General features: G+C 44.8%; 23 protein-coding genes. All 23 read left to right on the top strand.

Translation table 11 applies throughout. The features are described from left to right. The first annotated feature begins 20 nt into the window (after positions 1-20). Positions 21-938 (top strand): flagellar hook-associated protein FlgL, encoded by a 918-nt coding sequence (gene flgL / locus AC50X8_RS25595; protein WP_494882292.1) that lies wholly within the window; start codon positions 21-23, stop codon positions 936-938. Positions 939-940: 2 nt separating this feature from the next. Next, on the top strand, positions 941-1,510 hold the full coding sequence (locus AC50X8_RS25590; protein WP_494860823.1) for a DUF6470 family protein: 570 nt from the start codon (positions 941-943) through the stop codon (positions 1,508-1,510). 91 nt (positions 1,511-1,601) lie between these two features. Beyond that, positions 1,602-2,048 carry a flagellar assembly protein FliW gene (gene fliW, locus AC50X8_RS25585; RefSeq protein ID WP_494882290.1) on the top strand — a complete coding sequence of 149 codons (447 nt, stop codon included), beginning with the start codon at positions 1,602-1,604 and terminating at the stop codon, positions 2,046-2,048. 1 nt (position 2,049) lies between these two features. Continuing rightward, positions 2,050-2,292: a carbon storage regulator CsrA gene (gene csrA / locus AC50X8_RS25580; RefSeq protein WP_494860816.1), complete on the top strand. Its 243-nt coding sequence runs from the start codon at positions 2,050-2,052 to the stop codon at positions 2,290-2,292. Between the two features lie 108 nt (positions 2,293-2,400). After that, a complete protein-coding gene (locus AC50X8_RS25575) occupies positions 2,401-3,171 on the top strand; it encodes a flagellin N-terminal helical domain-containing protein (RefSeq protein WP_430160410.1) in 771 nt (256 codons plus the stop codon). A 357-nt stretch (positions 3,172-3,528) separates the two neighbouring features. After that, positions 3,529-3,738, top strand: a complete 210-nt coding sequence (fliW, locus tag AC50X8_RS25570) for a flagellar assembly protein FliW (RefSeq protein WP_494882411.1) — start codon at positions 3,529-3,531, stop codon at positions 3,736-3,738. Between the two features lie 141 nt (positions 3,739-3,879). Next, positions 3,880-4,650, top strand: coding sequence for a flagellin N-terminal helical domain-containing protein (locus tag AC50X8_RS25565; protein WP_430160412.1), 771 nt, complete (start codon positions 3,880-3,882; stop codon positions 4,648-4,650). A 127-nt stretch (positions 4,651-4,777) separates the two neighbouring features. After that, positions 4,778-5,155, top strand: a complete 378-nt coding sequence (locus AC50X8_RS25560; RefSeq protein WP_430160413.1) for a flagellar protein FlaG — start codon at positions 4,778-4,780, stop codon at positions 5,153-5,155. A 15-nt stretch (positions 5,156-5,170) separates the two neighbouring features. After that, positions 5,171-6,679 (top strand): flagellar filament capping protein FliD, encoded by a 1,509-nt coding sequence (fliD, locus tag AC50X8_RS25555; protein ID WP_494882287.1) that lies wholly within the window; start codon positions 5,171-5,173, stop codon positions 6,677-6,679. A 15-nt stretch (positions 6,680-6,694) separates the two neighbouring features. Further along, entirely contained in the window at positions 6,695-7,093 is a 399-nt protein-coding gene (gene fliS, locus AC50X8_RS25550) for a flagellar export chaperone FliS (protein ID WP_494882285.1), read from the top strand. A 1-nt stretch (position 7,094) separates the two neighbouring features. Beyond that, positions 7,095-7,415: a flagellar protein FliT gene (gene fliT / locus AC50X8_RS25545; protein WP_494882283.1), complete on the top strand. Its 321-nt coding sequence runs from the start codon at positions 7,095-7,097 to the stop codon at positions 7,413-7,415. Between the two features lie 124 nt (positions 7,416-7,539). Continuing rightward, a complete protein-coding gene (fliB, locus tag AC50X8_RS25540; protein ID WP_430160417.1) occupies positions 7,540-8,763 on the top strand; it encodes a flagellin lysine-N-methylase in 1,224 nt (407 codons plus the stop codon). A 430-nt stretch (positions 8,764-9,193) separates the two neighbouring features. After that, a complete protein-coding gene (locus tag AC50X8_RS25535; RefSeq protein ID WP_494882281.1) occupies positions 9,194-10,015 on the top strand; it encodes a hypothetical protein in 822 nt (273 codons plus the stop codon). A gap of 12 nt (positions 10,016-10,027) precedes the next feature. Beyond that, the gene (locus AC50X8_RS25530) at positions 10,028-10,207 is read left to right on the top strand and encodes a hypothetical protein (protein ID WP_494882279.1); all 180 of its coding nucleotides are present in this window, start codon (positions 10,028-10,030) and stop codon (positions 10,205-10,207) included. 198 nt (positions 10,208-10,405) lie between these two features. Beyond that, on the top strand, positions 10,406-10,603 hold the full coding sequence (locus AC50X8_RS25525) for a cold shock domain-containing protein (RefSeq protein WP_056036940.1): 198 nt from the start codon (positions 10,406-10,408) through the stop codon (positions 10,601-10,603). 504 nt (positions 10,604-11,107) lie between these two features. Next, positions 11,108-11,653, top strand: a complete 546-nt coding sequence (hpf, locus tag AC50X8_RS25520) for a ribosome hibernation-promoting factor, HPF/YfiA family (RefSeq protein ID WP_099518253.1) — start codon at positions 11,108-11,110, stop codon at positions 11,651-11,653. A gap of 514 nt (positions 11,654-12,167) precedes the next feature. Next, positions 12,168-14,672, top strand: coding sequence for a preprotein translocase subunit SecA (secA, locus tag AC50X8_RS25515; protein WP_056036945.1), 2,505 nt, complete (start codon positions 12,168-12,170; stop codon positions 14,670-14,672). A 172-nt stretch (positions 14,673-14,844) separates the two neighbouring features. Further along, positions 14,845-15,952, top strand: a protein-coding gene (gene prfB, locus AC50X8_RS25510) for a peptide chain release factor 2 (protein ID WP_494860797.1) whose coding sequence is annotated in 2 segments (ribosomal slippage) — positions 14,845-14,916 and positions 14,918-15,952 — 1,107 coding nt in all. Because the reading frame shifts where the segments join, the coding sequence is not laid out codon by codon here. A gap of 201 nt (positions 15,953-16,153) precedes the next feature. Further along, complete coding sequence (locus AC50X8_RS25505) at positions 16,154-17,077, top strand: YitT family protein (RefSeq protein ID WP_494882277.1); 924 nt, start codon at positions 16,154-16,156, stop codon at positions 17,075-17,077. Between the two features lie 185 nt (positions 17,078-17,262). Further along, a complete protein-coding gene (gene argC, locus AC50X8_RS25500; protein ID WP_494882275.1) occupies positions 17,263-18,312 on the top strand; it encodes an N-acetyl-gamma-glutamyl-phosphate reductase in 1,050 nt (349 codons plus the stop codon). A gap of 49 nt (positions 18,313-18,361) precedes the next feature. Further along, positions 18,362-19,603, top strand: a complete 1,242-nt coding sequence (argJ, locus tag AC50X8_RS25495; RefSeq protein WP_494860787.1) for a bifunctional glutamate N-acetyltransferase/amino-acid acetyltransferase ArgJ — start codon at positions 18,362-18,364, stop codon at positions 19,601-19,603. Positions 19,604-19,647: 44 nt separating this feature from the next. Further along, positions 19,648-20,439: an acetylglutamate kinase gene (gene argB, locus AC50X8_RS25490; RefSeq protein ID WP_056036956.1), complete on the top strand. Its 792-nt coding sequence runs from the start codon at positions 19,648-19,650 to the stop codon at positions 20,437-20,439. Positions 20,440-20,469: 30 nt separating this feature from the next. Further along, the gene (gene argD / locus AC50X8_RS25485) at positions 20,470-21,672 is read left to right on the top strand and encodes an acetylornithine transaminase (RefSeq protein WP_494882273.1); all 1,203 of its coding nucleotides are present in this window, start codon (positions 20,470-20,472) and stop codon (positions 21,670-21,672) included. Positions 21,673-21,728 lie beyond the last annotated feature (56 nt).

Here is a 21,728-nt window from a genome sequence, read left to right as displayed (position 1 = left end):
GAAAGAGGAGGGCTACGAACATGTCACTACGTGTTACACAAGGTATGATGCACATGCAGCTTACTAGAAACCTGAATCGAAATATGTCCCAGATGGAGCAATTGCAGCAGCAAACGACAACAGGTCGTAAGTTAAATAAAGCTTCCGATGATCCGGTGGGCATTACTTATTCTATTCGTTACCGTTCGGAGATTTCTGCCAATGACCAATATCAGAAAAATGTGGATTCCGCTTTATCTTGGTTGGATTTTAACGACACTGTAATTGGTCAGGCTGGGGATGTTCTGCAACGTGTAAAGGAATTAGCTACACAGGGGGCAACTGGAACGAATCCCCAAGTAGCCCTTGATAACATTAAAAGCGAAATTCAACAGCTGAAAAGTCAACTTATCGACATTGCAAACAGTAAGCTGAACGGGAAGTATATTTTTAACGGTGAACAATTTGATCAAATGCCTTATGATCTTTCCGCTCCAGGTTCGGATGCCAAAGCTCTAGAAACGGATGAAGGCAAGATTCAATATGCAGTAGGTGTGAATGTGAAGCTGGATATTAATCTGACTGGTAATCAAGTATTTGGGGCCCCCGATCCAGCCGGTACTGGTGATAATGTGTTTTCTGTATTGGATCGCGTGATAACGGCGCTAGGCACAGGTAACCACAGTGGTGTTACCGCTGAGCTTGGGAATATTGAAGCGGGAATGGATCGTTTGCTAAATATGAGATCTGAAGTAGGAGCGCGGGTTAATCGTGTTGAGTTAATGCAGGGGAGACTATCAGACCTTGCTATCAATTTAACCGATATGCAGTCCAAAACAGAAGATGCCGATTTTGAGAAGCTGCTTATTGATACACAAATTAATGAGAATATATACCAAGCATCGCTCTCCGTAGGTGCCAAAGTAATAAGCAAATCTTTAGTTGACTTCTTGAGATAGAGATGAAGTTACCTCAACTGAACATACAATCGACATTAGGGAAAATCGGTATACAGTCTGAATTAGGTAAGTATGATATTAAGCAGAGCAGTGCTACATTAGACATTTCAACTGTTCATACGACAATGGATATTAAATCATCCCAGCCTGTTGTAGTTATTGATCAATCTAAAATGTGGGATGCACTGACAGGTGGGAAGCCCGAGGCTTTCTGGAATCGTATTTATAATCAATTCGGTCGATTTGTACAAGAGGGGATATCACAAACGATCCAGGACTATGATCGAATCGGCGATATATTATATGACGGAGACCCAGTCGGGGATATTGCTGGCGAGAGCTTTTCCAGACAATCATATCAACTGCAGATTTTTGGTCCTGCATCAGCTGGTAATATTAGCTTTGAAGCAGTAATTCAGAAGCCGGAAATTAATATTACTCCGGGGCATGTGGAGATGAATGTTCAAACCAGTAAGCCGCAAATTGAGTATCAAAGAGGGGGCGTCAACATTTATATGGAACGGTATCCTTCTGTACAAATAACGCCTCCTCAAATTGATTTGACTTTATAAACCTGCCATAATGAAAACAAGAAGCTATAGAATCGTAATGCGATGCTATAGCTTCTTGCTTTAGTGTAACGATTAAAGGAGTGTGACTGCATTGTTAATACAAACGACACGGTTTGGTGAGATAGAATGTAAGGATGAAGAGTTGTTGACTTTTACGAATGGAATACCGGGCTTTAAAGAATATCTAAAATATTTCTTAATTGTGATTGAAGATAGCCCTTTTATGTATTTGCAATCTTTAGAAGATGAGTCACTTGCTTTTATAGTTGTTTCTCCATTTGATTTTTTTCCTGATTATGAGTTTGAGCTGCCTAAACTTATAGAGCAGGAAATGAACGTAAAGCAAACGACAGACATAAAAATATTGAATATCATAAGTGTTAATGGAGATCTAGCGACAGCTACATTAAACCTTGCTGCTCCACTAATTATAAATTTAGCTAATAGAACAGGAGTGCAGTATATTATCTCCGATGAGAAGTACTCCATTCGGCAGCCTCTTTTTGCTGATTCTTTAATAGTGGAAGGGAGTCGATAATATGCTTGTTTTGAGCAGAAAAAAAGGACAATCCCTGTTTATTGGTGATGATATAGAAATTAGTATTTTAGAAGTTAACAATGATACTGTAAAGATTGGCATAACAGCACCTAAAGAAATATCTATTTTGCGCAAGGAACTATATGTTTCTGTAGAGGATATGAACCGGGCAGCAGAGAAATCTCTGATCAGCAACACGGAGCTGAAAAAACAATTTGGTGAAATCAAAAAAAACAAGCTATAAACTCTGACTGAATTTGGCCGATATATATATTATGGCTGATAAAGGGCGGCCGACCTGGTTCAGCATACCACAAGGATGTGGATCATTCATTTCAAGGAGGAAATAACAATGCGTATTAATCACAACATTACTGCTTTGAACACTCACCGTAACATGGGTCTGAATACTGCTGCTGCTGGTAAAGGCATGGAGAAATTATCTTCTGGTCTTCGTATTAACCGTGCGGCCGACGATGCTGCTGGCTTGGCAGTATCCGAGAAAATGCGCGGTCAAATCCGCGGTCTTGAGCAAGCACAACGCAACGTTCAAGATGGTATCTCGTTCGTACAAACAGCTGAGGGCGCAATGAATGAAGTGAGCTCCATGCTTACTCGTATGAAGGAGCTGAACGTACAGAAAGCAAACGAAACTTACCAAGCATCTGATAAAGCTAACATTGACCTTGAGCTTGATGAGTTGGGCGGTCAAATCGATAAAATTATGACGGACACGAAATTCAACAGCATTTCTCTGACTGCTGCTGATGTGAAGATTCAATCTGATGATAATGCTCAACAAATCACTATCAAAAAAGTAGATACAACTGGCTTCTCCGGTTTGACTAAGGCAAGTATACTTTCTGACATTGAAACTGGTATTACAAACGTTGCAACACAACGTGCAACACTCGGTGCTACACAAAATCGTCTGGAGTACACATCCAACAACTTGGGTACTACAGTAGAGAACCTGACTGCGTCCGAATCCCGTATTCGCGATACAGATATGGCGAAAGAAATGGTCGATCTTACGAAGAACAACATTCTTCTGCAAGCTTCGCAAGCGATGCTTGCTCAAGCAAACTCGCAGCCGCAAGGCGTTCTTTCCCTGCTTCGTTAATTTTAAGAATAACCGACAGCCTATTGAGAAAATCAACAGGCTGTTTTTTTATATTTGCTCTAATAAAGTTTATTGTATTTTCTGATATTAGTAATAGAGATATTGAGTCGGTATGGGAGGTTTGTTAATGAGCATTTCCTCAGTCAATCAGTCAACAGGTTATAAGCCTGACAAAAACGTAAATAGCGAATCCTTGTCAGGTAGGGAACCTTTATGTATTTACAATCTGTAGAAGAAAAGTCACTTGCTTTTATAGTCGTACCTTCGTTCGATTTTTCCCTGACTATGAGTTTGAGCTGCCTGAACTGATAGAGCAGGAAATGGACGTATAGCAAACGACAGATATTAAAATATTGAATATTAAGTGTTAATGGAGATTTAGCGACAGCTACATTAAACCTTGCAGCTCCACTAATTATAAATTTAGCTAATAGAACAGGAATGCGGTTTAGTATTTCCGATGAGAAGTACTCCATTCGGCAGCCTCTATTTGTCTGTAGAGGATATGAACCGGGCAGCAGTGAAATCTCTGATCAGCAACATGGAGCTAAAAAAACAATTTGGTGAAATGAAAAAAAATAATAACAAGCTATAAACTCTGACTGAATTTGGCCGATATATATATTATGGCTGATAAAGGGCGGCCGACCTGGCTCAGCATACCACAAGGATGTGGATCATTCATTTCATTTCAGGGAGGAAATAACAATGCGTATTAATCACAACATTACTGCTTTGAACACTCACCGTAACATGGGTCTGAATACTGCTGCTGCAGGTAAAGGTATGGAGAAATTGTCTTCCGGTCTTCGCATTAACCGTGCGGCTGACGATGCTGCTGGCTTGGCAGTATCCGAGAAAATGCGCGGCCAAATCCGCGGTCTTGAGCAAGCTCAACGCAACGTTCAAGATGGTATCTCCTTTGTACAAACAGCTGAGGGCGCAATGAATGAAGTTAGCTCCATGCTTACTCGTATGAAAGAGCTGAACGTTCAGAAAATTAACGAAACTTACCAAGCATCTGATAAAGCTAACATCGACCTTGAGCTTGATGAGCTGGGTGTTCAAATCGATAAAATTATGACGGACACGAAATTCAACAACATTTCTTTGACTGCTGCTGATGTGAAGATTCAATCTGATGATAATGCTCAACAAATCACTATCAAAAAAGTAGATACAACTGGCTTCTCCGGTTTGACTAAGGCAAGTGGACTTCCTCTCATTGAAACTGCTATTACAAACGTTGCAACACAACGTGCAACACTCGGTGCTACACAAAACCGTCTGGAGTACACATCCAACAACTTGGGTACTACAGTAGAGAACCTGACTGCGTCCGAATCCCGTATTCGCGATACAGATATGGCGAAAGAAATGGTCGATCTTACGAAGAACAACATTCTTCTTCAAGCTTCGCAAGCGATGCTTGCTCAAGCGAATTCGCAGCCGCAAGGCGTTCTTTCCCTGCTTCGTTAATTTTCGGAATAACCAACAGCCTGTTGAGAAAATCAACAGGCTGTTTTTTTATATTTGCTCTAATAAAGTTTATTGTTTTTTCCGATATTAGTAATAGAGATATTGAGTCGGTATGGGAGGTTTGTTAATGAACATTTCCTCAGTCAATCAGTCAACAGGTTATAAGCCTGACAAAAACGTAAATAACGAATCCTTGTCAGGTAGGGAGAGTGTAGTTTCTCAGATTAAGACAGTTGATGCCTTACAGCAAGCAGAGCTGCAAGGCGAGAAGGTTACTATTGGAGACATGCAGGTGGTGAGGACCATTGATCGTGTTCTCAAAGCGATTCAGGGCCCTGATACGACATTTGAGATGTCGGTACATGAACAAACCAAAGCAATTGTTATTAAAGTGTTAAACAAGGAGACAGGGGAGTTGATCCGGGAGATTCCACCCGAGAAAACGCTCGATCTGGTAGCGAAATTTATGGAAATAAACGGCATTCTAATTGATAAAAGAGTTTAAGAGGAGGAAGAGAAGATGAGAATATCAGGATTGGCATCAGGCATGCAAGTTGACGATATGGTCAAGGAAATGATGAAAGCCAAACGGACGTCGTATAATACGATGGTTCAGAAACGGTTATCAATAGAATATCAACGGGAAGCTTATAGGGAAATGAGCAGCAAGATTGTTGATTTTCGCAATAATAAGATACAATCATATAATATGTCAAACGCGATAACGGCTAAGACAACCGAGGTTACAGGCAATGCATCTGCTCTAACAGTAAATGCGACTAATTCATCTGCTGCAGGATCATTAAATGTAAGTGTCAACCAAGTGGCATCTGCTGCCGGAACTGTCTTTACCTATAATCCAGATGCAGATACAAATACGGTTAACAGCACTGCAGGCATGAAGCTTACGGATCTTGGATTTACCGCGGCTGGTAGTGATGTTATTGTTAAAGTCAATGATGTTGAAATTAAGTTAGATGCAGCAACAGCTACTCTCAAAGAATTAGCTTTGGCAATTAATGATAACAAGAACGCGAAAGCAACATCTTATTATAATGAAACGACGGGTCAGTTATCTATTATGAATAGCCAGACAGGTTCAACTGCGGTGAAATTAGAAGGGTTCAACACAATGACTGGTTTTGATCAGAAGGCTATTGTGGGTAAGGATGCAGTGATTTCGCTCAACGGAGTAGAATATACACAAAGCAGCAATCGATTTGTAATTAACGGCTTTGATTTTACGATTAAGTCGGAATCTGGTACGAATGGTGTAACAACGTTAACTTCTGTATCGGATACGAACAAGATTATGGATTCAATTAAATCATTTGTTAACGACTATAATAATTTGATAGGGTCGATTAATTCTAAGTTATCTGAGGATAAATACAGAACCTACCTTCCATTAACTGACGAGCAGAAAGAAGGTATGGAAGAAAGCCAGATTAAGTTATGGGAAGACAAAGCGAAAAGCGGATTAATTCGTAATGACAGTATTTTGACCAAGTTGGTATCAGATCTTCGTATTGCTGCAACATCACTTGTGGGGGGCTTTGATACTGGTCAAGTTGATGGCGGTGGTAAAGCAATATTTCAATCAATTGGTATTTCGACGGGATCTTATACGGAGAAAGGTAAACTGGTTCTGAACGAGGAGACGCTTCGAACAGCATTGGAGAAGGATCCTGATAAAGTCATCGAAATGTTTACGAAGCGTGGGACAAATGTATCGCCTAGTAGTACGGAATCCGGAGTCTTTGCAAAAATGTCAGCTTCTGCAGGAGATTCTTTGCAAAGTCTGTCATCCAAGGCGGGTACATCCCTTACCAGTACGGAGCTGAAAGGATCATTTTTAGAAAGCTCCATAATAAGTGGTCAGCTTCGTCTGATGAAAGAACGTGAAAGCAGCATGCTTACTCGTTTAAACAAAACTGAAACCCAATTGTATAAGCAATTTACCGCTATGGAGACGGCAATCAATAAATTTAATTCCCAGGCCTCCAGCTTGTCTAGCTTCTCAGGTTAAAAGGAGTGAACTGCAGTGATAAATTCACCATATCAAATATACAAACAGTCATCTGTTCAAACCGCTGCGCCTGAGCAACTCATTATTATGCTGTATGATGGAGCCATTCGGTTCATTAAGGGCGGGATTGAGGGTATTCGTACTCGGAACTATGAGCAAGCTAATTTGAGTTTGCAGAAATGCCAGTCTATTATTAATGAGCTTATTGCAGCGCTTAATTTTGATATTGCTTTATCAAAAGAATTGTACCGGATTTATGAATATATGCTGCATTTGACGATTCAAGCTAATATTAAGAAGGATACAGTCCCAGCTGAAGAGGCATTGAATTACTTGGAGGAGCTTCGTGTAACATGGAAAGAAGCGATTAAAGGAACGACTTCAACCATTCACCTCCAACAGAGTGCTGAATAATATGACAATCCAGAAATTATATGATATGACACAAGCCATGGCAGCGGAACTAATGGAAAACACAGAAGAAGATTTTTACACTTTAGTTGATCTTCGAGAAGAGGTTTTAAAGAATCTCCAAGCAAGTTCTGAGATATCGGAATCGGAAAAGCAACTGCTCTCCAAAATATTAGAGTTTGATCAGGTTATTGTGGAGAGAATGAATACTATCAGAAGTGAAGCCTCCGTAGCACTTGGTAAAATTCAATCGTTCCGTCTACAAAAAAATGCATACGATATGGGATATTCCACTGAAAGCTATTTTTTTGATCAGAAAAAATAATGCTGGCTGATAGAAGTCGCTTGGGATTTATATCCAAGCGACTTCTATCATTTTTTATAGGATTAATGCCGATATAACAGGAAGAAATGTAAATGGACCAAGAGTGATTACGAGGAGGATACATATGACCGAAGACTATGCGCTGATTCCTAAGTATATGGAACATTTTCAATGTATTGGGGCAGAATGCGAGGACACCTGTTGTGCTTTATGGCATATTTCAATTGATAAACGTAGTTATAATAAATATATGAATGTGAAGGATCGCGCGTGGCGCGAGCGCTTTAAAGGGAACGTTACTAAAATAGAGACGAATGCCCATGATGCCCATTATGCATCTATGAAATTGGATGGACAAACAGGCGGCTGCACCATGCTTGATAATGGCTTATGCTCGATTCAAGCTAATTTGGGAGAGGATTATCTCAGTCCGACTTGTGCTACCTATCCTAGAAAGATTAATGAGGTTAGTGGTGTGCAAGAGATATCAGCTACTCCTTCTTGCCCCGAGATTGCCAGAATCATGTTGCTTGAGCCAAATGGAATCGAATTTATTCAAGGTAAGTCACTTAGAAAGCCTAATATTTACGTGAATCGTAAAGTAAGCGCTAATACTGGGGAATTTTCTTCATTTTTATGGGATATTCGTATAGCAGCAATTGAAATTTTGCAAAACCGGGAATTTGAATTACCACATCGCCTGTTGCTTCTTGGTTGGCTTTGCGATCAAATTTATGAAGCTACAAAAAACGGTGATTTTTCAGTAGTAACCGACGAAATAGCCAAGTTTAAATATCAAATGGAAACGAATTCCGAACTTAGGGATTATAAAGTTTTTCCTTCAAATACTGAATTTCAGCTGACATTCCTTAATAAACTGATTGTGAATCGTGCTGAGCAAAAGATTTGGAATGTAAGATACAGGGAATGCCTGGACGATTATATTAATGGCCTTGAAAATGAACATGAGGATCCAGAAAATATTATGAAACACTATACACAAGCGTATATGGAGTATTATTTGCCTTATATAAAAGATCATGAATATATTTTGGAAAACTATTTGGTTAATACCGTATATCATACGCTGTTTCCTGTCTCGGGAAAGTTGAATATATTCGAACAATTTACGATGCTTGCTGTTAATTTCTCATTAATAAAGATGCATCTGATAGGCATAGCAAAATATCATGAGGGTTTGACAGATGAAATAGTAGTTAAATTAATTCAGTCCTTCTCGAAAAATTATGAGCACAATAATCAGTTCGTTAAGGATGTATGTGCAGAGTTGAAAAAGGAAAACTATGACACGATTGGTCATTTGTCGCTACTGATTAAAAATGAGTAACTATGTAAAATGAAAGATTGTAACTTCTTGATAACAGTTAATAGAATATTAAACCAAGAAAAATCTCCTGTGTTACAGGAGATTTTTCTTATTTTTGACCTGTAAAAACAAAAAAACTGAACGGTTCTGTGCTATGAGAAATGACTATAATGCCATGATTACAAAAGAAACCAATAGAAACTACTCCCATCTTAACATCGGCGTTTACGGAGAATTAGGATTCTTGAGTGGTTGGGCTTTTATTCTGTTACTATTTTTTAATTAAATATTGAGAATAGAACTAATATTATAGGAAAAAATTCCGATATAATATTTAGATGCTAAACTTCATTGGCATAAAAAGTTCAAAGAAAGCTTTTTTTCTAGAATGGAGCTAACGTAGTATGGGGTTTTGTAGGAAAAACTACTATTGAAAAGGATGATGTTTGGTATGAAAAAGAAAGTTTCCTTGGTTTTGGTGTTGATATTGTCATTAAGTTTATTTGGTATTTTCTCTGTCTCAGCTGAAAGCAGAGATTTGATAGCAGGTAAAATACCAGATGTATATCCCGAGCGATATAGTGCCGAAGAGTTGGCGGCTATTACAGATAATGCCTCAAATACTACTCTATATGGAAAAACTCTTGCATATGATGAATTTATTTGGGAGTTTGATATACCAAAAGATGTTACTGGTTTTTCTTATAGTGGAAGTGACTCCCCGAAAGTCGATTTATTAGATGCTGACGACAATATCCTTCATACTTTCCCTCGTTTAAGATATGATACGAATCCGGGGGCGCCTATTGTTGGTGTGAAAAAAGTAAAGCTTTACCGTGTAGATAGTTACGTCGGGGTCAACAAACTAAGCATATTTGGAACAGACTCACAAGGTACCGTACCTACACCAGAGCCAACGCAAAGCCCTAGTCCAGAACCGACACAAGATCCTACACCAGTGCCAACACAAAGCCCTAGTCCAGAACCAACACAAAATCCTACTCCTGAGCCGACACAAAGCCCGGATCCTTCAGAAAACGAAAATGCAATTTTGACGATAACTTTGGATAATGGTTTTGAAAAAGAATACGACCTGACTGCAACTGAACTTAACGCTTTTTTAAATTGGTATGATGCTAAAGCGGGTGGAACAGGTTCGGCGAAATATGGATTTGAAAAAGACTGGAACAAAGGTCCGTTCACAACTCAAACGGAATATATCATTTTTGATAAAATCTTGACCTTTGAAGTTAGCAAGTACACGCTAAAGTAATTAGTAAGCAGAATGCAACTCAATGATTGGATATATGTATATCAACAAAATATTGAACTGAAAAAGAATATGGAAAACTTGAAAACAGTCCGTTCCTTAACCAAGGGAGGGCTGTTTTTGTTTGACTGCAAAATGCTGCTGTATGGCTGTCAGGATTTTAGAGATGAAATGACTTGGCAACAGAAGGATTGATTGCACTACTCAAGTAATGGATGCTAATAAAAGCCTTTAAAATGTCAAAATCCAAGACGCTTTATTCAAGTTATATCTCGATTGTATTCGCTTACAATAAATTGTTTGACAATTCTAATAACGCGGTGTTATAGTCAAATTGTGGGCCACATGAGTAAGGTGTTTCACAGTATTTGAAGATGAAGGGACTGTTTATGCATGCAAGGTAAAGTTAAATGGTTTAACGCGGAGAAGGGTTATGGATTTATCGAAACTGATCAAGGCGGCGACGTATTCGTTCACTTCTCGGCTATTCAAACAGAAGGCTTCAAAACTCTTGACGAAGGCCAAGCGGTTGAATTTGACATCGTAGAAGGCGCACGCGGTCCACAAGCTGCTAACGTCACTAAACTGTAATCATCAGGCTGTATTAGCCAGTCTATAGGATTCATTTATATGTAACTTTAAGCTCCGGGCAACCGGGGCTTTTATTTTTTTTGTCAAAAGCCTTTGATTAGAGAGGCTGTACTAGTAAGGATTCTAAGAATAAAAATAAAATATGGTGATGATGTTGTCACGGATAACGATTTGATTTACATTGTGCAGCAAATATGGGAGAACGCCAATTATACGCCAAACAACTAAATTATTAATCTAACCAAGTTGCAATTGTGTAAATGGTGATTGCACGACTTACACAACAAATAGCATATCAAAAATGCATCATCAGAAAAAGCTTCGGAAGCTCGAGGGGGACTACCCCGGGCTATTCCGAAGCTTTTTTTGCCATCTGCCTACCCACCCCAACCTCTGTTCAAACCTTCGACATAAATTATTAGAAAATTCTAAATAAATAGAAAATAGTTTTACTATACCTCCCCTACTATGTTATAATAAGAACATGTAAAGGAGGCATGCCCCATGGAATACATCATTCGAGGTCAACATTTACAAGTGACAGATGCACTCAAGGATTATGTCGAGAAGAAGCTCGGCCGCTTAGAGAAGTATTTTGAAGCCCCTACCTCCGAAACAACCGTAACCTTATCGGTAACGAAAGGCATACACGCTGTCGAGGTCACGATTCCGATTGCCCGCAACTTTTTGAGAGCGGAGGAGAAAAGTGCCGACATGTACGCCTCTATTGATACAGTTGTGGATAAGCTGGAAAGACAAATTCGCAAACACAAAACGAAAGTCAACCGTAGATTCCGCCATGATAGCGGTGTGAAATCGCTGTTCAGGGAAGAAGGTTCCGCCGTAGGCGTTCTCGAGCATGAGGAAGAGGATTTCGAAGTCGTAAGGACGAAGAAATTTCTGCTCAAGCCGATGGATGTGGAGGAGGCCATTTTGCAAATGAATATGGTCGGCCATAACTTTTTCGTATTCGCCAATAGCTTAAATGAAGAGGTGAACGTCGTATACAAACGCGATGATGGAACATATGGATTAATTGAACAAGGCTAATAGAAGGCCAGTCGTACTTATACATCTATTGCAAATTCAAGCCTTTCCTCCTGCGGGAGGGAGGGCTTTTTCATTTTTTTGAAATATAGGAAAGGATATGATTTTCCCACCCTTTCTCTATATTTCTCGGAATGAAACGCGCTGCACCGTCAAAGGACGGCGACAGCCGTTTCACCTTGAAATATAAGATCTTATAAGTTTTACACTTATAAAGGGGCTTTTATTCCACCCTCGAAACAGCAGCTTAGCCGCCAGAGGACGGCTTCAGCCGTTTACGCTTGACATGGTGCATTTAACCATAGGGGAGAGAGCCGCTTTTTAATAGGAAGTCGTTTTGATTTCGCCCTCTGCGCGATGTATAATGAACTCAGTTGAATACGTAGGCGATACGCCTTTTTTCTTTTTGGTAAAAATGGTTATATTCTTACCTGAAAATATTGGTGATGCGTTGCGGTGCATCCTGCAAACTGTTACAATTTAAGGCAAACAAGCGTAAGGTGAAAGGGGAAGCCCCATGCTCGGATTAGTGAAAAAAATATTTGGTGATGCGAACGAGCGCGAGGTTAAGCGCCTCACGCGTAAAGTAGAAGAAATCAATGCACTGGAGTCCACCATCTCGGCTTTGTCCGATGAGGAGCTCGCAGCTAAAACTGTACAATTCAGAGCTCGCCTTGCTAAAGGGGAGACGATTGATCAAATATTGCCAGAAGCTTTCGCAGTTACTCGTGAAGCTTCGAAGCGTACGCTCGGCATGCGTCACTTTGATGTGCAGCTGATGGGCGGTATCGTTCTTCATGAGGGCAAAATCGCTGAGATGAGAACCGGTGAAGGTAAAACGCTCGTAGCGACACTGCCTGTGTATTTGAACGCGCTGCTCGAGAAAGGCGTGCACGTCGTAACGGTCAATGATTATTTGGCTTCTCGTGACAGCCAGCTGATGGCTCAGCTTTACAATTTCCTCGGCATGACGGTCGGCTGCAACCTGAACGGCTTGTCGCATGAGGAGAAGCAAAGCGCCTATGCTTGCGATATTACGTACGGTACGAACAATGAGTTTGGCTTCGATTATTTGCGCGACAACATGGTTCTTTACAAAGAACAAATGGTTCAGCGCCCGCTTTATTTCTCAATCATTGATGAAGTTGACTCCATCCTTGTCGATGAGGCGCGTACACCGCTTATTATTTCGGGACAAGCTGCCAAGTCGACTGAGCTTTATTATTCGGCAGACCGCTTCTTGAGCCGTTTGAAGGCGGAAGAGGATTACACGATTGATGTGAAGCTGCGCAATGTCATGCTGACGGAAGAAGGCGTGGAGAAGGCGGAGAAGGCGTTCCACATTGAAAATCTTTTTGACCATGAAAATGTGACGCTCAATCACCATATCCAACAGGCGCTTAAGGCTAATGTCATTATGAAGCGCGATGTCGATTATGTCGTTCAAGATGACGAAGTCCTCATCGTTGATGAATTCACTGGACGTCTAATGTCTGGTCGCCGTTACAGTGATGGCTTGCATCAAGCGATTGAAGCGAAGGAGCAGCTCAAAGTACAAAATGAGAGCATGACCTTGGCTACGATTACGTTCCAGAACTATTTCCGGATGTATCGCAAGCTTGCGGGCATGACGGGTACGGCGAAGACGGAGGAAGAAGAATTTAAGCGGATTTACGGCTTGGACGTTATTCAAGTTCCAACGAACCGCTCCATGATTCGTAAAGACCTTCAAGATGTCGTTTATAAATCGGAAAAAGGCAAATTCAATGCCGTTGTGGAAGAGATCGTAGCTCGCCACGCGAACAAACAGCCTGTACTAGTCGGTACGATTTCCATTGAAAATTCCGAGCGTCTGGCAGAAATGCTTAAACGCCGCGGTATTGCACATAAAGTACTGAATGCGAAGTTCCATGCGGAAGAGGCTGAAATTATTTCGCGTGCCGGTCAAGAGGGCTCCGTTACTATTGCTACTAACATGGCGGGACGCGGTACCGATATTATGCTCGGTGAAGGGGTAGCTGAATTTGGCGGCCTTCATATTATTGGTACGGAGCGCCATGAGAGCCGCCGGATCGATAACCAGCTGCGTGGTCGTGCCGGACGTCAAGGCGATCCGGGCTCGTCCCAGTTTTATTTGTCGCTGGAAGATGAACTGATGCGCCGTTTTGGCTCGGATAATATTATGGCCATGATGGATCGTCTCGGTCTGGAAGAGGATCAACCGATCGAGAGCCGGATGATTACCCGTGCAGTAGAATCGGCTCAGAAGCGTGTAGAAGGAAACAACTTCGATCTGCGTAAAGTCGTTCTTCAATATGATGATGTCATGAACCAGCAGCGTGAAGTGATTTACAAGCAGCGTCTGGACGTGCTCACTTCCGATAACATTCGTGAAATCGTCATGGAAATGATTAAAGCGGTCATTGATCGCACGGTTAAAGCTCACTGTACGGAGGATATTCCAGAAGAGTGGGATTTGGAAACCATTATCGACTTCGTAGATGCGAACCTTCTGAATGAAGGCACCGTGACGAGAGACGATATTTGGGGCAAGGAAATTGAGGAAATTACCGAATTTATTTATGACAAAGTCGTTGCTTATTATGACGAGCGTGAAGCAGAGCTTGGTGAAACGACGATGCGTGAATTCGAGAAGGTCGTTTCACTTCGCGCGGTTGACAGCAAATGGATGGATCACATCGATGCAATGGATCAGCTGCGCCAAGGTATCCACCTTCGGGCATACGGCGGCACGGATCCGCTGCGCGAGTACCAATTTGAGGGCTTTGAGATGTTCAAGGCGATGATTGACACGATCCAAGAAGAAGTTGCCAAATACATTATGAAGTCGCGCGTAGAAAGCAACCTGGAGCGCCAAGAGGTAGCTCAAGGCCAGACGACGACGAACAGCCCAGGCGAAAGCCAGGAAAAGCGTCCGGCGAAGCGTTTGGACCGGGTCGGCCGCAATGATGATTGCCCATGCGGCAGCGGCAAGAAATACAAGCAGTGCCACGGTAAATAAGGTGCTGTGATCGGATAGGCAAGGCTTAACGCGCCAGTGTGCGGAGCAATGCGGCAAAAGCTGCAGCGCTTCGCAGCAGGCGCGTTTATGCCATCAGGCAGTAGCAGAGCAGCAGAGCAAGAAAAAGCTGGGCAACCAGACAAGATGAGAAATTTGAGGTGAAACGTACGCTATGATAGAACCAACGGTGAAACAAGATTTGCGGGAAATAGCGAAGCGGCTCCAAGATCTCAGGGGGTCTCTTTGACTTAGATCTAAAAAATGAATTAATCGCCAACTATGAGGAAAAGATGACGGCGCCTGATTTTTGGGATGACAATGACAAGGCGCAAAACGTTATTTCCGAAATGAATGCGGTCAAATCGGTCGTCGATCAATATTTGCGTTTGAACGGCGAGATGGAAGATTTGCAAACGATGCTGGAGCTGGCAGAGGAAGAGCAGGACGAGACGCTTGAGCCTGAGCTGCTGGAAGGAACAGCCCAGCTGCTGCGCAAGCTGAATGATTTTGAGCTGACGCTGCTCCTCAACCAGCCTTATGATAAGCTTAACGCAATCGTTGAGCTGCATCCTGGCGCAGGCGGCACCGAGTCGCAGGACTGGGGCCAAATGCTGTACCGGATGTATACGCGCTGGGCAGAGAAAAGTGGTTTCAAGGTCGAGCTGCTGGATTATCTTCCAGGCGATGAGGCAGGCATCAAGAGCGTTACGATTTTGGTCAAAGGCTACAACGCCTACGGCTATCTTAAAGCGGAGAAGGGCGTACACCGCCTCGTTCGCATTTCGCCGTTTGATGCGTCAGGCCGTCGTCATACGTCCTTCGCATCTTGCGATGTAGTTCCGGAAATAACCGATGACATCGATATTGAAATCCGCAGTGAGGATTTGAAGGTTGATACATACCGCGCCAGTGGAGCGGGCGGACAGCACGTCAACAAGACGGAATCGGCGATTCGTATTACGCATATTCCTTCGGGTATCGTCGTTGCCTGCCAGCAGGAGCGTTCGCAAATCCAGAACCGTGAGCGGGCGATGAATATGCTGCGCTCCAAGCTTTATGAGCGGAAAATTGAAGAGCAGCGGCAGCATCTCGCGGAAATTCGCGGTGAGCAATCGGAAATTGCCTGGGGCAGCCAAATCCGCTCCTATGTTTTTCATCCGTACAGCATGGTCAAGGATCATCGCACCTCGGTGGAGACAGGCAATGTAGGCGCCGTTATGGATGGCGACCTGAATGCCTTCATTAACGGATATTTGCGCCATCAAATTCGCCACGACTAAACGGCAGGCTGTTATAGCGCTCCTAGCAGTTAGCTACCGCATCTGGCAAATGCGGTTATAGGTAATAGGATATGGATGAATACGCATGGATCAAGCCATATTGACGTAAGCTAAGAAGAGTTCCGACTCGAACAAGGGTGGAACTCTTCTTTTTTATGAGCGCTTATAGGTATGACTTTATGAATTTGGGTGGGATTCGAGATGAGCAAAGAGACGAATGATGCACGAAACGGCAAGCTGCATGCGGCCAATTCGAAGGTAATAAACAAACGGAAGAAAAAACCGCTCAGCCCTGGTAAACAGCTCATTTGGAGCATGCTTCTGGTGCTGCTGGGCTCTTTTATAATGGCGGCAAGCTTTAATTTATTTCTGGTGCCTAATGAGATTGCCTCAGGCGGTGTTTCCGGCATTTCGATTTTGGTCCAGCGTTTTGCTGACATTTCGCCAGCATATACGCAGTGGGCTGTTAATATTCCTTTGTTTTTTGTAGGGCTGTGGCTGCTGGGCAAACGCTATGCGCTTAAAGTGGCGCTTGGCTCCGTCGTGCTGCCGTTATTCGTCCTGCTTACTTCCCATTGGGATACACCGACACATAATCCTTTGCTTGCTGCTATTTATGGCGGGATCGGCGTTGGGCTCGGGCTTGGCATCGTCTTTCGCGGAGGCGGCTCAACGGGAGGGCTTGGTTTGGCTGCGCAAATTTTGCATCGTTACACGGGATTGTCGCTGGGGCTCTCCGTCGCTATTTTTGACGGGTGTGTCATCATTGCGGCGGGCCTGCTTATTTCGCCGGAAGTGGCGTTGTATGCTTTAGTCGGGCTGTTTGTAACGAGTAAAACAATTGATATTATTCAAAGCGGGCTGCCGGTGTCGAAGGTTGCTTTTATTATTAGCAGCGAGCCGGAAAAATTGTCAGAGACGATTCTTTATGATCTCGACCGCGGTTTGACGAGGCTTGATGGACATGGCGGCTACAGCGGGGAGGGGCGGACCGTACTTATGGTCGTCGTGGGGCAAATGGAAGTAGCGAAGCTCAAGCAGCTCGTTCGTACAGTTGACCCAGCTGCTTTCGTCATCATTAGCAATACATCAGAGGTAGTAGGGGAAGGTTTTAAGCTGGAATAGGAATAGCGACATTGATCCCAAACAACGGGTTGTACGAGCGTGCTAGGCACAAAAATACATCCATTCGCTCATTGTATTAATATGAAATGACATGTATAATAATACGGAAAAACAGTGTATTTTAATCGACTGCCGAATCATGTACAATATACTTTTAGATAGTCTCATAGGGAGAGATGATGGATATGAGCGATAAACTGAAAATAGCTATTATCGGTTCAACCGGCTACGGCGGCGTTGAGCTTATTCGATTGTTAGCCTCACATCCTCTTGCTGAGGTGACCTCGGTTATTTCATCATCCAGCGCGGGGACGCCGATTACGGAAGGATACCCGCACTTAACAGGCATTCGCGAAGAATTGCTAGATGATGTAGAGCCACAAGCGATCCGCAGCAAGGCGGATGTTGTATTTTTGGCAACACCAGCGGCTGTCGCATCTAGGCTGGCACCTGATTTGCTTGCTGTAGGTCTTAAAGTGATAGATTTATCCGGCGACTACCGCCTGCAAGATAGAGCTTTATATGAAAAATGGTACAAAAAGCCCGCTGCGAACGAGGAGTATTTGAAGCAAGCGGTGTACGGATTGGCTGAAGTGTACGGCGACCGTGTACAGGGTGCTAATCTCATTTCCAACCCGGGCTGTTACGTTACGGCGGCGCTTCTCGGCCTTGTTCCAGCTGTGCAAGCTGGCTTTATCGATCCGGACAGCATCATAATTGATGCGAAATCCGGCGTTTCTGGAGCGGGACGCGGCGCGAGCCTTGGCACTCACTATTCCGAGCTGAACGAGAGCTTGAAAGCGTACAAGCTGAATCAGCATCAGCATACGCCGGAAATCGAAATGGTGCTTTCCGATATTGCAGGCCGCTCGGTTGTGATTACGTTCTCGACGCATCTCGTGCCGATGACGCGCGGCATTATGACGACGATGTATGCAACGGTGAAAGACGGCAGAAGCGCGGATGATTTTATGGACCTGTATCGCAGCTATTACGAGAACCGTCCATTTGTGCGCATTCGTCCTGAAGGACAGTTGCCTGCCACGAAGGAAGTATGGGGCTCGAATTATTGCGATATCGGCTTTGCGTTCGATAGCCGTACGGGCAGAGTGACGATTGTTTCGGTCATTGATAATTTGGTCAAAGGCGCAGCGGGACAAGCGATTCAGAACATGAACCTTATGATGGGCTGGGATGAGACGCTTGGTTTGCAGTTTGTTCCTGTTTATCCATAAGAAGCAGCATAACCTAATTTAGAATGAAGCGAAGGAGAACGATGTAATTATGGGACAGGGACACACTGCACCCCTTTATAAGGTTGTGGCGGAAGGCTCGATTACAACACCGAAGGGCTTTACAGCGGGCGGCATACACTGCGGCCTCAAAAAAACGACGCGCAATGACCTCGGCGCAATCGTATGCGAGGTTCCGGCGGCAGCGGCGGGCGTTTACACGACAAATGTTTTTCAGGCGGCACCGCTTAAGGTGACGCGCGAGAGCATTGGCGAAGGCGGCCGCCTGCGTGCTGTGCTGGTCAATAGCGGCAACGCCAATGCATGCACTGGCGAGCAGGGCGAGGCGGATGCCTATGAAATGCGCAATAAATTCGCTGAGCGTGTTGGCATTGCAGCAGATGAAGTGGCGGTAGCTTCTACCGGCGTCATTGGCGAGCTGCTCAAGATGGACAAAGTGCGCAGCGGCATCAGCGAGCTGCCAGCTAAGCTGGGTTCGGACAAGCAAGCGGCAGAAAGCTTCTGCCAAGCGATTTTGACGACCGATTTGGTGCAAAAAATGGTCTGTGTATCTGTTGAAATTGACGGACAGCTCATTCATATCGCTGGAGCGGCGAAAGGCTCCGGCATGATTCACCCGAATATGGCAACGATGCTTGGTTTCGTTACGACGGATGCGGCAATTGGCAGCGAGGCGCTGCAGCAGCTGCTGCGTGAAGCGACGAACCATACTTTTAATATGATTACGGTAGATGGCGACACAAGCACGAACGATATGCTCGTTGCGATGGCGAGCGGACTTGCCGGCAACAGCGAGCTTAATGCGCAGCATGAAGGCTGGGCAGCTTTCGGCGCGGCGCTTCGCCATGTGTGCGAGGTGCTTGCGAAAGCGATCGCGCGTGACGGCGAAGGCGCAACGAAGCTTGTCGAGGTTCAAGTGCGTGGAGCGGTTAGCGATGCATCGGCGCAAGCGATTGCGAAGACGGTCATAGGTTCTTCCCTTGTGAAATCGGCAGTGTTTGGCGCAGATGCGAACTGGGGCCGGATTATTGCGGCAGTAGGCCGCGCTGGCGAGCCTGTCAACCCGGATACGGTCGACATTTCGCTGGGCAGCATTGTGACGCTGCAGCAGTCAAAGCCGGTCGCTTTTGACGAGGAGAAGGCGCTGGAGTATTTGAAGGGCGATACGGTCGTCATTCATGTGGATCTGCATATGGAAGCAGGCGCAGCAACGGCTTGGGGCTGTGACCTGACTTATGACTACGTGCGAATTAATGCGGCTTACCGTACATAACGGTGCATGAGGCGGCATTAAGCGATAAAGGAGCTCATAATAGCATGACGCAACGATTTGTAATGAAATGCGGCGGCAGCACACTTGCTGCGCTGCCTGAATCCTTCTTCGGCGAGCTGCGGGAGCTGCAGCAATCTGGCGTTAGCCCGGTTATTGTACACGGCGGCGGACCGGCGATCTCGGAGACGCTGGCAAAGCTCGGCATTGAGACGGAGTTTGTCGGCGGCTTGCGCAAGACGAGCGAAGCGGTGCTGGATGTCGTCGAAATGGTTTTGTCGGGACGCATCAACAAGGAAATTGTACGGAAAATGTCTTCCTGCGGCGCACAGGCGCTCGGCTTATCCGGTGTGGATGGCCAGCTGATTACCGCACGTCCTGTGGCGAACGCCGATGAGATCGGCTTTGTAGGCGATGTGACGGACATTAACGCTGCTGTTATAGAAGGCGTGATGGCAATGGGTTATATTCCTGTTATCGCGCCTGTAGGCATTGATGCACAGGGGCAGCGCTACAACATTAACGCGGATACCGCGGCTGGGGCTGTAGCTTCCCATCTGGGTGTCCATCAAATGATCGTAGTAACCGATGTGCCGGGCATTATGCGCACGGTTGATGGTGTGAAGCAGGTGCTGCCTGTGGTCACCGTTGCCGATATTGACGAGATGATCGCAAGCGGAGAAATATATGGCGGAATGATTCCGAAGGTCCGAGCAGCTGTACAATGTATACAAGGACAGGTGCAGGAAGTCGTCATCGTCAGCGGCGAGGAGCCAGGCGTATTGACTAAGGCAGTGCGCGAGGGCGGAGTCGGTACGCGTATTGTCAAAGGGGTTTAAATCGCGAGAGCGGGAGGGAGGATATAAACGATGAGTGAGAAAACAACATCTGCGGCAGCGGCAAATTCGCTGCTGCCTACTTATGCGAGATACCCAATCGCGCTGGTGAAGGGCGAAGGAAGCTGGCTGTGGGATGATCAGGGCAAGCGTTACCTCGATTTCATGAGCGGCATCGCCGTTACGAATTTGGGACATGCGCCTCGCAAAATCAAAGAAGCTTTAGTGAAGCAGCTCGATGAGCTGTGGCATGTATCCAACCTGTTTCATATTCCGAATCAGGAGGAAGCTGCTAAGTTGTTGACGGACAACAGCAGCGGCGACGCTGTATTTTTCTGCAACTCGGGCGCAGAGGCGAATGAAGCGGCAATCAAGCTGGCGCGCAAATACCAGCAGAAGATTAAAGGCAATGGCCGTTACGAAATCATTACATTCGAAAATTCCTTCCATGGACGGACGCTGGCAACCTTGACAGCGACAGGCCAAGAGAAGGTTAAGGAAGGCTTTGCTCCGTTGCCGGAGGGCTTCCGCTACATTCCTTACAATGATATTGAAGCTTTGGAAGCGGCAATCAGCGACAAAACAGCGGCGGTCATGCTGGAGCTTGTTCAGGCAGAGGGCGGCATTTATCCAGCTGATCCGGCATTTGTGCATGCGCTGTGCAAGCTGTGCCGCAAGCATGGCATTTTGCTTATTGTCGATGAGATCCAGACAGGCATGGGCCGTACAGGCAAGCTGTTCGCTTACGAGCATTACGGCATTGAACCGGATATTTTCACGCTGGCCAAAGGGCTGGGCAGCGGCTTCCCGGTAGGGGCGGCTGTGTGCAGGGAAGAGCTTCGCGAAGCGTTTGGCCCAGGAAGCCACGGTTCGACCTTTGGCGGAACACCTATCGCAACAGCTGTTGTGAAGGCGACGCTGGAGACGATTGTCGGCGACCGTCTGTCTGAGAGTGCGGAGGAGAAGGGCGAATATTTGACGTCGCAACTGAAAGCGAAGCTTGAAGGCAATCCTTTCGTGAAAGACATTCGCGGCAAAGGGCTGCTCGTAGGTATCGAATGCGCGGCACCAATCGCTGGCTTGCTTACTGCAGCGCAGGATAAAGGGCTGCTCGTCATTTCGGCGGGGCCGAGTGTCATCCGTCTGCTGCCAAATCTGCTCGTGACGAACGAGGAGATTGATCAAGCGGTGGGCATTTTGGCAGAGCTGCTGGCAGGCGCAGGCGACAATAAATAACAGCTATCATTAATAAAATGCATAGATGGAAGTGGAGGAGATACGATTGCAAGAAG

This window comes from Paenibacillus sp. JT22N15 (genome assembly GCF_059383755.1).
Note: the sequence above shows the minus strand (reverse complement) of the source record. Positions and strands in the feature narration are given on the sequence as shown.